The organism is Paenibacillus agilis (assembly GCF_007786455.1).
Lineage (GTDB): Bacteria > Bacillota > Bacilli > Paenibacillales > Paenibacillaceae > Paenibacillus_B > Paenibacillus_B agilis.
Window position 1 is genome coordinate 3,474,949 of record NZ_VNJK01000001.1, and the last position, 12,542, is coordinate 3,487,490.

The window sequence follows — 12,542 nt, forward strand, 5'->3', positions numbered from 1 at the left end:
GTCTTGTGATGTCATGAAAATTCCGATCATGTGATGACTCATTGCTAACTCATCTATATTTCAAGGCTCCTTTTGTGCAGCTCTATAAATAGCTCTTTGCCACGTTGGAAACCTCATCTATTGAATGTCTGGTATCTCGTATTTCTTCATTACTTACTATTCGAACAATTTGATGCCCTTCTTCTTAACAAGCTTTGATTATGATTATAACATGTCTATTTCTAGAACACTCGTTTGTATATTATGGTGCTGAACCTATAACCACCCTGTCATTTCCGTCAAATGACAAAAAGCCGGACATCTCTTATTAAAAAAGAGTTTCCGACTTTGTTATCTGATGAAACCGTATGAAATAGCTTTATTTGGAGCGCACTTCAAAGATCGCGAATTTCAAATAATGTCCTTCATCGACACCTGCGATTTGCGGATGATCTTTGCCAGCAGCACGCCATTCAATAAGGCGAAGCACTTTACCAGCATCCTGCGCCGCATCAAGAATCGATTGCATAAACTGGTCTGGTCTCATATGGAAGGAACAGCTCGCCGTTACGAGGTATCCGCCTTCGTTCACCAGCTTCATGCCTTGCAAATTGATATCCTTATAGCCGCGATATGCGCCTTCAACCGCATGGCGTGTTTTTGCAAATGCAGGCGGATCAAGAATAACAACATCCCATGTACGCCCGCCGCCAGCAGTCATCTTCTTCGATGTATCTACCTTTTTAGCAGTGCTGCCCGCTTCATTACGCTCGCTGCGCTCATCGCGACCGCGAACTTGATCACGCAAATAATCGAATGCATCGGCAACCACAAATTCCACACGATCTGTGAAATCATTTAGTTCCACATTGCGCTTCGCGCTCTGAATGGCGTGATCGGAGATATCGAGGCAAGTCACCTTTTTTGCGCCATACTTACAAGCGTGCAGCGTAAAGCTGCCCGTATGAGCGAAGCACTCTAGTACTGTTGCGCCATCCCACCAAGGGAAACTAACTACGTTTCCATTCGCATTGACTGGAAGCTTCTGAGTTCCCTCTTCTGTTTCAACCGTTTGCAAAGCGATTCCACTGCGCTTGCCCCAGCCTTTCATCAATGGTGCGATAGAAGCGCGGTTTTCACGTTGATCGAAGAAATATCCTGTTTTTTGACCTTCTACGATGTCTACTTCGATGATGAGGTCGTTTTCCTTTACTTGTACGTGGCGCGGGCATTCTCCGTACAACAAGCCAGTGCGCTGTTCCAAGCCTTCTTTTTCACGGATCGGCACATCACTGCGCTCATAGATGCCTTGCGGCTTCATGACTTGAACCAAAGCTTCGATAATAGCATCGCGACACACATCCATACCCAATGTTACGATTTGAATAACGAGCACATCGTCAAAACGGTCCACAACTAGACCAGGTAGAAAATCTGCTTCACCGTATACAAGACGATAAGCCGTCCCCCCTTGTAGGAAGCGATCTCGATGCTCCAAGCAAGCTTCGAATCTAGCAACGAAGAAAGCCGTGTCCATCACGTCAATCGGTTCATAGCTCACTATACGAACGATAATTTGTGACTCTGGATTGTAATAGCCCGTCGCGATGTATTTCCCCTTTTCATTCCATACATCGACTAATGATCCCGGCTTAGGATCCCCTGATACAAGTTCGACCTCGGATTGGAATACCCAAGGATGCGAACGTTCGATACGCTTCTTTCGTGCACGCTTTAATTGAACATATGGACGCTGTTGCTGCATGTTAATTATAATTCTCCTCTACTGATAGCTTATCTTCTCAAGTTCATGTCCAAATACATGCTAGAGATTTTCATTGAATGTAATATATGAAAAATGCGTTATACCGTATCTACAAAATAGATGCTATAAAACCCTAATACGAAGGCTATAATGCAGCATTTTGCGCTTGTCTTTACACCGATCCCTGAACAGATTTCGCCTATCCATCATAGTCATGGTTGTCCCTTTTCATGCATACATATGTCCTAATGGTAGTACAAGCAGACAGACTTATGAGCACCTTTATTTATAAAGGTTCGAAAAGGAGCCGACCTATGATGCAATCGATTATTTTTCCGCTCATTGGGGGATTCGCACTATTTATGTTCGGCATGAAAACGATGGAGTTTGCTCTCCACTTATGGGCCGGCCCTCACTTAAAACGACTGCTGCACCGTTCAACAAGCACACCGATCCACGGCATGCTGCTTAGTTCGGTTATGACAGCAATTATGCAAAGCAGTACCGCGATTACCGTTATTTCTATCGGCTTAGTCAACGCCGGTCTGATGACCTTTCAACGATCTCTCGGCATCATTTTAGGCACAAATATAGGAACGACATTGACGACAGAGTTAATAGGTCTAAATATTAATCATTACGCATTGCCCCTATTGCTAATTGCCGTAACCGCATGGATCTGGGGTGTGATTGCCAACGATATACTCCCGGATATGCTGCCACGCCTGCATTCATGGTGGAAGCCGCTGCAATATGCTGCCATTGCAACGGCTGGTTTTTCGTTCATTCTATTCGGTATCGAATGGATGAAGGCTATTAGTGAGCCCTTGCAGCAGCGCGGCTTGTTTACGTGGTTCCTTGAACGTTCCCAAGATAGTCTTCTATGGGCACTGCTAGCCGGCATGATCATCACAGCGCTCGTACACAGCAGCGCAGCAATTATCGCCATGGCAATGGGCTTGTCTGCAACTGGAGCACTGCCCGTTGAAGTCGGCATCGCAATTGTCATCGGCTCCAATGTAGGGACCTGCTTTACAGCCTTAATCGCTTCACTTGGCGGCAGCCGCAGCGGACAATTCGTCGCTTGGAGCCATGTTGCTTTAAACGTAGGTGGAGCACTGCTATTTTATCCGCTCATACACCTGCTGCATGATATCTCCGCGATGATTTCAGGCACCGAATCTGCTCAAATTGCTCACGCCCAAACGATATTTAATATTGCGAGTTCGCTTCTGGCGCTCCCGCTGTGCTATTTGCCGCTGTGGAATCGCCTCCGCTAACGATTGCGATACCTGAACTCGTACCAATTCGATTCGCTCCCGCTTCAATCATTGCGAGCGCAGTCGCACGATCACGAACGGCACCTGATGCTTTGACGCCAATAGCAGGAGACACATTAGCGCGCATCAAGCGAATATCTTCCACTTTCGCACCACCAACACCAAAGCCTGTTGATGTTTTGACGAAATGCGCTCCTGCCTGCTCGGACAATTTGCATGCCGTTATTTTCTGTTCGTCGTTCAACAACCCAGTCTCAAAAATAACTTTGACGATCGCCTTACCTTCAACCATGCGCACAACAGCAGCAATATCGGCCTCCACCGCACGATGATTGCCTTCGATCAATTGGCCAATTTGCAGCACCATATCAATTTCTTTCGCGCCATCTTCGACAGCACGAGCAGCTTCAAACGCCTTTGCAGATGGCGCGCTAGCACCTAATGGAAACCCCACTACAGCCGCTATATTCACAGAGGAACCTGACAGTAATTCACGACAAGCAGGAACCCATACTCCATTTACGCAAACACTATAGAACTGATGCTCAAGCGCTTCTTTGCATAATTGCTCGATTTGTTTCGAATTGGTATCCGCCTTAAGAAACGTGTGATCGATATATGAAGCAAGATTCACAGTTGTCATGACGATTATCCTCCTATGCGTAGACCAAGTTTTTGAAATGCCTTACTTACAATGATGTCATTGTTATCATACCCAGATTGCTTCTGCTGCTGCCACGCAGCCTCAGGCGAGAACCAGCTCACACCGCGAATCTCTTCGACTTGCGCCTGCAAGCTTCCGCTCTCTTCCTCGATCAAGTAATAATGGACTTCTTTATCCACTAGACCATGTTCAGGATGGTTGTACTGATACTTAATCATATCAATCGGCTCAATGATACGGCCATGAATGCCCGTCTCCTCCACGACCTCACGCAATGCCGTTTCTTCGATCGTTTCGCCCGGCTCCATTTTTCCTTTCGCCAACGAAACTTTGCCATAACGGTCTTGAATAAGCTGAATTTCCAATTCTCCTTCACGTTTGCGGAATACGACCCCGCCTGCAGATATTTCCTTCATCCCCGCTCCTCCTTCTATGTTTATCTATATCCTATCCCAAAAGAGGGAGGATTTCACCTCTGCCGTGGCAGCAAGCAAAATCCTCCCATCTATAACTGTGAGTTGAACTTCTATAACGAACAATTATTACATGTTCGCTGCTTGATTTAGTACCTTCTCATCAAGTACACGCACAAGCACACCTTTGCACTCATTCACGCCAGCTTCAGTCACTTTAACACGGCACAATTGTCCAATCAAAGATTCATCGCCTTCGAAAATAACTTGCAAATAGTTATCGGAGTAACCCATGACGTGACCTGTTCCAGGCGCTCCCTTATAGTCGCGTTCTGGAATGATATCCAATACTTCTCCAACGAACTGCTCTGCATATTGCAGCTGCATTTGCTCAGACAAGTCAATCAGCTGATGAACGCGGTCATTTTTAACCTCTTCATCCACTTGGTCTTCCATACGAGCAGCAGGTGTTCCCGTACGCTTCGAGTAAGGGAATACGTGCATCTCAGAGAAGCCAACCTGCTTCATGAACTCATAGCCTTCACGGAACTGCTCATCCGTTTCACCAGGGAAACCAACGATAACGTCCGTCGTAATCGCTACATCTGGCATCGCTTCACGAATGCGAGCAATCTTCGTACCGAATTCTTCTGTCGTATATTTACGACGCATGCGCTTCAATACATCTGTGTTACCAGCTTGCAGCGGAATATGAAGGTGACGGCACATTTTCTTCGAGTGCTTCAACACCTCAATCATCCGATCGTCAATCTGGCTCGCCTCGATAGAACTGATGCGAATGCGTTCTAAACCGTCAACTTTGTCCAAATCCCACAGTAAATCTGTCAAATCGTAATTTTCCAGATCATCTCCATACCCCCCAGTATGGATACCTGTCAGGACTATTTCCTTGTAGCCCGCAGCAACAAGCTGACGCGCTTGGTTTAGTACACTCTCGGATTCACGGCTGCGGGACAAACCGCGGGACCATGGAATAATACAGAATGTGCAGAAGTTGTTGCAGCCTTCTTGGATTTTGAGGAACGCACGTGTGCGCTCTGCAAAGTCAGGAACGTCCAATTCTTCAAACGCTCTTGTCTTCATAATGTTGCGAACCGCATTGATAGGCTTGCGTTCCGCATGAATTTGACCAACAAAATCCATGAGTTTCTCGCGGTCTTGTGTACCAATAACCAAGTCCACGCCTGGAATATCCATAATTTCTGCTGGCGATGTTTGTGCGTAGCAACCCGTTACTGCAATAATTGCGTCTGGATTGCGGCGCACGGCACGGCGAATAATTTGACGGCTCTTTTTATCTCCCGTATTAGTCACCGTACATGTATTAATTAGGTAGACGTCTGCTGTTTCCTCGAATTCGACTTGGTCGTAACCTTCCTGTTTGAACAGCTGCCAAATGGCTTCGGTATCGTAAAAGTTAACTTTACAGCCCAAGGTGTAAAAAGCTACCGATGGCATTGTTCACACTCCTCCCATTTCACCTGTTTCGTACAGCACGCACGTTAATGCCAACATGCCTGCTGTCTCTGCTCGCAATATGCGGCGCCCCAAGCCTACGCTTACAGCACCCGCATTCACAAATGTTTCTACTTCCTGTGCGGTAAATCCGCCTTCAGGTCCTACAATAATAAGAACTTCACCCTTGTCCACAACGCTAGCAACCTTCGTTGCATAAGGCTGCACAACGTCGCGAATTTGAGTGCCGCGTTCATCTTCATAGCATAGAAGTACCAGATCGTATTGCTCCATTGCCTGTACGAGTTGTTTAACGCTCATACTTGGTTTCATATCAGGAACACGGTTGCGGTGGCTTTGCTCGGCGGCTTCCTTCGCTATCTTGCTCCAGCGCTCCAGCCGCTTCGCTTCTTTCTTACTATCGTATTGCACGACTGTCCGATCCGATTGGAACGGAATGAAAGAAACCGCACCGATTTCCGTGCATTTCTGAATAATAAGCTCCATCTTGTCGCCCTTTGGCAAGCTTTGTGCAATCGTTACTCGACATGCCGCTTCCGCCGTCGTTGCCCGATGCTCAAGGATACGTGCTTTCACTTGCTCGCTATCAGCTTCTACAAGTTCTACCAAAGCTTCTCTAGCTTCTCCATCACTGACGATGAACTTTGCACCTGGCTTTGAACGCATAACACGTACAAGATGATGTGCATCCTGTCCCGTAATAATGACTTCTTCATCGCCGAATTGCTCAGGTTCTACAAAATATTTTTGCATCGTTATCAACATTCCTCATCATACAACTTTATTCACTCAAACGCTACCAATCTGGCTGACTTATCAAACAAAGAAGCGCAGCCAGAATTCCATGATACCTGTCATCATTGGTTCCACAAGACTAAACAATGGTTCAATCGTTACAGCTCTTAACGGCGGAATGAACACGATTAGCAAAAAGATAAAGACCGACCACTGTTCAAACTGTGCCAGCTTGCGACGAACCGGAAGGGGAGCAAGCTCCTCTACAATGCGGTAACCATCAAGCGGTGGCAACGGGATCAAGTTAAATACGAACATGACAATATTGAATTGTAAGAAGTAACCGAAGAAGATAGACAACGCTTCTCCAACACGTGGATTGCCTGTCCCTAAATCAAGCCCAAGACTAAAAATAAGCAAATAATAGATAAGCATACCGAAAAAGGCAAGCAGTAGATTGCTTAACGGCCCTACCGCAGTCACGATAATACTCATCATGCGAGGCTTGTTAAAATTCGCACGGTTCACAGGTACAGGCTTCGCCCATCCGAACCCTACAATGACGAATAGCAGCAAGCCGAAAATATCGATATGCTTGGCCGGATTTAACGTCACACGACCAAGCATTTTAGCCGTTGGATCACCAAACTTATAGGCAGCATACGCATGTGCAAACTCATGAACTGCAAATGCGATCAATAAGACTAGTACTACGAACGGCAGGTGATCAAGAGGCACACGAAAAAAGTTACTCCAATCCATACTCTCCCACGCCTTTCTTGTTCAGATATCATGACCTCATGTTCATGATACCCATAGAAATTGGAATGACGTTAACCTACACTTTGCGAGCAACTATCGCGATCCAGTCCTCATCACGATGCTTCGCTTCAATAACAAAACCGCCTTTAATAAGCTCCTGCTCAACAAGATCTTCTTTGTTCTTATAAATACCAGAAGCGATATAAATACCGTTCGGTTGAAGCGCCTTGTACACATCATCGATAAACAGAACGATAATCTCTGCCAAAATGTTTGCGACTACAACAGGGACAGGCAAAGTTACACCTAATCCAGTGTCCTTGTCGCCATTTTGCGTATCGATAATTTTCAAGAGATCGCCTTCTCGTACCGTTACTTGATCGGACAATCCGTTAAGGCTGACATTTTCCGTAGCACTTGCTACCGCTACTGGATCAAGATCGATTGCAAGTACATGACGAGCCCCAAGCTTCATCGCGCCGATAGCTAAAATACCGGAACCTGTACCTACATCGATAACTTCTTCCCCGCCTTTGATTACTGTTTCCAACGTACGCAAACAAAGAGAAGTCGTCGGATGCGTTCCTGTTCCGAACGCCATACCAGGGTCAAGCTCAATAATTTTCTCGATTTCTGATTCAGGAGTGTAATCTTCCCATGTTGGCTTGATCGTTAAGCGTTCCGAAACACGAATCGGCTTGAAATATTGCTTCCACGCATTTGCCCAATCGTCTTCATGAACGCGGCGCCAGCTCATCTTCACATCCCCTGTATCGATGTTAAAGCTGCTCAGTTCATCGATGCGAGACTTCACTTCTGCCCCAACAGCCTGCAAATCTGTACCATCTGCAAAGTAGCCTTGAATAACAGCTTGGCCTTCAGGGATATCGTTCAAATCGTGCTCGTACCATTGTCCATAGCTCGTATCACGTTGTTTATTCAAAGTACCGGATTCTTCAATTGCAACTCCGCCAGCTCCAGCATCATGCAAGAAATTAGAAATCATCTCCTGCGACTCTTCCGTTGTATGTATCGTTAATTCATGCCAATACACGTATGGTGCCTCCCTTAAACTCTCATATTGCATGTAGAAAAAGGTCTACATCCTTACTATTGTACACAAAAATAGAACCCCTTACAATGACAGACCAATAGCAGCAAAGCCACTAGCATCTGTTGTTAAGGGGTTCCTTTTTGTTGCACTAACCAGATTGTCACTTTACTCGAATCTAAATACTATTCCTGATGGAAATACTAATCCCCAAGCCTACTGCTGTTCTGCGCGCGCATCAGCTTGACGTGCACGCTCCGCTGCGATGCGATCCGCCTCGTCTGCCAATTCCTCAGAAAATTCAACATCCTCGGCTTTAGCTACTGGCAGCTTGCCGCTTTGAGCTCCTTGATCATAAAGGCTCGATTGTTTGTTCTCATCATACTGCGTCATCGTAATCCCTCCCGTCACAAAATAGAACGATTGTCTACACCGTTCACTGAGTAAGGCGATAGACGTCATTCCTTCTTTAACATGACTGAAGGAGCCATTATTTATCCTTGCTTCATCTATCCTTCATCCTCCATCGGGCTGCGCCCTACAGCGATCTTTATTTCAAGCGCCATAGCGCAGGCACATTCGGAGGCTCCCACCCTAACAGCGATGTGTGAGGTTGACGGCATACATACACCTTTCCAGCAAAGGTCGCCTCATCATTTACTTTATAACTGACGCCTGCCTTCCAATCGCTCGCACTCGGTGCTTGGCTAGTCGTGGCTTGAATCGTCGTACCTGTCGATTGATTCCCTGCTGCATCCTTAGCCACGATTGTAAAGGTATACGTGGTATTGGCTGCTAATTCGGTAATCGTTGCATTAGCCGCTGCAACGTTCACTTGCGAAGTGCCATAGCTAACGGTGTAGCCGGTGACACCTATATTATCTGTTGAAGGCGTCCATGTAAGAGCAATAGAAGTTGCAGTTGTGCTGCTGACGACAGCATTCGTTGGAGCGGTTGGCGGTGTTGGATCTGGCACGACAACTCCTGTCTTGACCGCTAGCGCCGTGCTGGCTGCAGATACATTCCCTGCTCTATCTCTTGCTTTTACAGTAAAAGAATACGTTGTATCAGGGGCAAGCCCTTGAACGGCAAATGATGTACCAGCTGTACTACCCACTTTATTAACGCCCTCAAAAATATCGTACTCCGTCACGCCCACATTATCTGTAGACGCTTGCCAAGCTAGACTCACGTTATTTGTACCTACAGCTGTTGTCCGTACTTGACTTGGAACAGAAGGAGCTTGAGTATCAGGCACTACGTTCAGCGCATCAAGATAAGCACGATGTCTTGTTGAAAATTCAAAATTATTGTAGCGATCCCAGTTAATCGACCATGTCATCAGTCCGCGCATATTGGCATACCCAGCCGGATTTCTCAGGACATACCTACCGCCAAACGTCTGCCCTTTATATAAATAATCCAATGCTTTATGCACTTCTGTTACGGTTGTAAATCCACCTCCTGCGTTCACGTTAGCAGGCAATCCGACCACAACCTGGTCAGGCCGAAGCGGAGCGAAAAATCGCTCATTGTTTCTTGCGACTGGGAAGCCTGTAAGAACCATATCTGCCATCGCTACGTGAAAGTCTGCATTTCCCATCGTATAGTACGTGCCATCTAGTGCTGTAATCGGTCCTGAATTATAATGCTGCACTTGCAGCCAATCGAGAATATCACGCACCGCATGAATAACAGGCAAATAGGCCCCTGCCCGTGGATCTGCACCAGTGCCCGTTCCGCCATAGAAGCTGTATCCAACCTGTACAAAGAAAGTTTCTGGAGCCATCGTAATCATAAAGGAATCGCCGAAGTGAGTATGGAGCTCTCTTATCGCTGAGATGAGATTAGTTATAACAGGAGTAGTTGGGGTGCGGAAATCTGAATCGCCATTGTTTAAGTAGAGGGAATGTCCTTCAAAGTCTATGTCCAAGCCATCAAATCCATAGGTCGTAATAATCGATTTCATTGAGCTGACAAATTGATCGCGTGCTTGTGCCGTCTCTAACTGAACTTGACCATTTGCACCGCCGATGGAGATGATTACTTTTTTACCTAAGCTCTGCAAATATTGCACGTCTGCTTTTAGTTCAGCTGGAGTAATTTGATACGGGGTAAATCCAATAGTCCCACCGCGCGGGCCATTTGTCGGCTCAGCAAACGCAACGTTAATAACGTCAAATTTCGTGGATACATCTCTTAGCCTTACATAGCCCGATCCGTTATCGAAGTTGTGCCAGTAGCCAACGATTAGCTTGTTGGTAGAAGGGAGCGATGCGATTGCAGAGTCTTGTGAATTGGTACTGCTTCCAACACCTCCATTAACGACTGATATAGGTAAAAGAGTACAAATAAGCACAGTAATCAATACGATAACAGCAGCCTTACAACGAACCTTTTCCAACCATACATCCATTAATACATACCTCCTCTGTTTGTGTTCACATATTCATAACGCTTACATAAAAGCGCCCGCTCGTATTAGCCCTATCACCCCCTTAAAGAAAGACTCATAAGTAAAAGCGAATAACCAAACTCATGAAATGATAAAGAAACTAGGTGATAGCAATTTTGAAAAACACGATGGATGGAAGATGAGGAAATCGTACATGTTAAAAGAAAAAGCGGAGAATGTTGGTGTCCCTGTTTCAATACCATCCAAAATGGGTAATTAATATGTCGTACTTATCATATTTAGGGTTTTGCAAAATTCCACACAGTCGATCATTACCGGCAGATAGCCGCTCAAAAGAGACGATATTCGTGTATATGTTGAAAAATGCTGTGTCAGAAGTGGAATTTTCCAAAATCCTGAGATTAGAACAGGAGTGAAGCAATGGTATTTGTCATTTCTCTTATTGTCATTATGATTTTTGTGTTATGGGGGTTGTTCGCCCCTGAGCATTTAGGAGCCTTCACTAATGAAGCCCTATCGTTCGCCACGAATAGATTTGGATGGTTTTATTTGATCGCAGCGTTGATTATTCTCGTCTACACGCTGTACCTGGCTTTCAGTAAGTACGCCAATATTACACTTGGCGATGAAGATGATGAGCCTGAGTATTCAAATATGTCCTGGTTCGCTATGTTGTTCAGTGCAGGCATGGGGATTGGTCTCGTATTTTGGGGAGTTGCTGAGCCGATAAGCCATTACATGGTACCACCAGAAGGTGATCCCATGACTGTAGAGGCTGCTCGTACCGCTCTGCGCTACTCGTTCTTTCACTGGGGGCTTCACCCTTGGGGAATATACACGCTTGTCTCACTTGGACTTGCTTACTTTATGTTCCGTAAAGGCTACAAAGGGCTTATTAGTTGGACGTTTCACCCGCTGCTAGGAGATAAAGTAAACGGACCGATTGGAAAAACAATTGATATTTTAGCAGTTATCGCTACTGCCTTTGGGGTTGCTACTTCACTTGGTCTTGGTGCGATGCAAATCAATGGTGGTTTATCTCACGTATTTGGTCTACCGAATACGACAACGATGCAAATTATTATTATCGTCATCGTATCCATCATGTTCTTGGGCTCCACCATGTCAGGATTGGATAAAGGCATGAAATTATTGAGCAATACGAACTTGATCATCGCAATCGGTCTGCTGATCATCATTTTGTTAATTGGACCGACGTCGTTTATTTTTGATACATTCACAACAACGTTAGGAAGCTACTTCCAAAATATTATACAGATGAGTTTGCGAATGACGCCATTTACAGAAGACTCTTGGGTGGCGAGCTGGACCTTATTCTATTGGGCATGGTGGATCGCATGGGCTCCATTCGTCGGTTCCTTTATTGCTCGGGTATCCAAAGGCCGCACGATTAAAGAGTTCGTATTAGGGACACTGCTGCTGCCAAGTGGATTCAGCTTCATTTGGTTTGCTACATTTGGCTCGACAGCCTTACATCTTGATATGTTCCAAGGCAAGCCAATCGTCGAAGCCGTAAAGGCCGATTTGACATCTGCCCTATTCATTACGTTAGAAAGCTTACCTGGCGGCATTATACTCGCCGTGATAGCTATTATACTAATCGTCACCTTCTTCATTACATCTGCAGACTCAGCAACGTTCGTACTGGGGATGATGTCTACGGACGGAAATCCTAATCCGAACAAAAAAGTGAAATTTGCTTGGGGTGTATTTACCGCATTAATCGCTGCTGTTTTGCTTATGAGCGGAGGTTTGAGTTCTTTGCAAAGCGCATCAATCATGACCGCTTTACCATTTACCTTTGTGTTGCTTGGCATGGTCATGTCATTGAATCGAGCGTTGAAGGCAGAAGATCGGGAGCGCCGCTTACTTGAAAAACAAAAGCGAAAGCAGCTTGAGAAATTACTGCGTGCTAACCAACCTTAATACAGCAAAGAGGGGCACTTCTAACAGAAGGCC

11 protein-coding genes are annotated in these 12,542 nt (G+C 45.7%); 2 read left to right on the forward strand and 9 right to left on the reverse strand.

Annotation, left to right across the window (positions count from 1 at the left end; all coding sequences use genetic code 11):
- Positions 1-358: 358 nt before the first annotated feature.
- Positions 359-1,744 carry a class I SAM-dependent rRNA methyltransferase gene (locus FPZ44_RS15375; protein WP_144991415.1) on the reverse strand — a complete coding sequence of 462 codons (1,386 nt, stop codon included), beginning with the start codon at positions 1,742-1,744 and terminating at the stop codon, positions 359-361.
- Between the two features lie 314 nt (positions 1,745-2,058).
- Here FPZ44_RS15375 and FPZ44_RS15380 point away from each other — a divergent pair, with 314 nt between their 5' ends.
- On the forward strand, positions 2,059-3,024 hold the full coding sequence (locus FPZ44_RS15380; RefSeq protein ID WP_144991416.1) for a Na/Pi cotransporter family protein: 966 nt from the start codon (positions 2,059-2,061) through the stop codon (positions 3,022-3,024).
- Here the strand turns inward: FPZ44_RS15380 and deoC are convergent.
- The 8 genes from deoC to FPZ44_RS15420 form a co-directional block, all read right to left on the reverse strand.
- A complete protein-coding gene (gene deoC / locus FPZ44_RS15385) occupies positions 2,957-3,667 on the reverse strand; it encodes a deoxyribose-phosphate aldolase (RefSeq protein ID WP_144991417.1) in 711 nt (236 codons plus the stop codon). The genes FPZ44_RS15380 and deoC overlap by 68 nt on opposite strands.
- Positions 3,668-3,672: 5 nt before the next feature.
- Positions 3,673-4,104, reverse strand: coding sequence for an NUDIX hydrolase (locus tag FPZ44_RS15390; protein ID WP_144991418.1), 432 nt, complete (start codon positions 4,102-4,104; stop codon positions 3,673-3,675).
- 126 nt (positions 4,105-4,230) lie between these two features.
- Positions 4,231-5,580 (reverse strand): tRNA (N(6)-L-threonylcarbamoyladenosine(37)-C(2))-methylthiotransferase MtaB, encoded by a 1,350-nt coding sequence (gene mtaB / locus FPZ44_RS15395; protein ID WP_144991419.1) that lies wholly within the window; start codon positions 5,578-5,580, stop codon positions 4,231-4,233.
- Between the two features lie 3 nt (positions 5,581-5,583).
- On the reverse strand, positions 5,584-6,351 hold the full coding sequence (locus FPZ44_RS15400; RefSeq protein ID WP_144991420.1) for a 16S rRNA (uracil(1498)-N(3))-methyltransferase: 768 nt from the start codon (positions 6,349-6,351) through the stop codon (positions 5,584-5,586).
- A gap of 63 nt (positions 6,352-6,414) precedes the next feature.
- Complete coding sequence (locus tag FPZ44_RS15405; RefSeq protein WP_144991421.1) at positions 6,415-7,095, reverse strand: site-2 protease family protein; 681 nt, start codon at positions 7,093-7,095, stop codon at positions 6,415-6,417.
- Between the two features lie 76 nt (positions 7,096-7,171).
- Positions 7,172-8,149 (reverse strand): 50S ribosomal protein L11 methyltransferase, encoded by a 978-nt coding sequence (prmA, locus tag FPZ44_RS15410; protein WP_144991422.1) that lies wholly within the window; start codon positions 8,147-8,149, stop codon positions 7,172-7,174.
- Between the two features lie 213 nt (positions 8,150-8,362).
- The gene (locus tag FPZ44_RS15415; RefSeq protein WP_144991423.1) at positions 8,363-8,539 is read right to left on the reverse strand and encodes a YfhD family protein; all 177 of its coding nucleotides are present in this window, start codon (positions 8,537-8,539) and stop codon (positions 8,363-8,365) included.
- Positions 8,540-8,696: 157 nt separating this feature from the next.
- Positions 8,697-10,562 (reverse strand): fibronectin type III domain-containing protein, encoded by a 1,866-nt coding sequence (locus FPZ44_RS15420; protein ID WP_144991424.1) that lies wholly within the window; start codon positions 10,560-10,562, stop codon positions 8,697-8,699.
- A 420-nt stretch (positions 10,563-10,982) separates the two neighbouring features.
- Here FPZ44_RS15420 and FPZ44_RS15425 point away from each other — a divergent pair, with 420 nt between their 5' ends.
- A complete protein-coding gene (locus tag FPZ44_RS15425; protein WP_144991425.1) occupies positions 10,983-12,509 on the forward strand; it encodes a glycine betaine uptake BCCT transporter in 1,527 nt (508 codons plus the stop codon).
- The last annotated feature ends 33 nt before the right edge of the window (positions 12,510-12,542 follow it).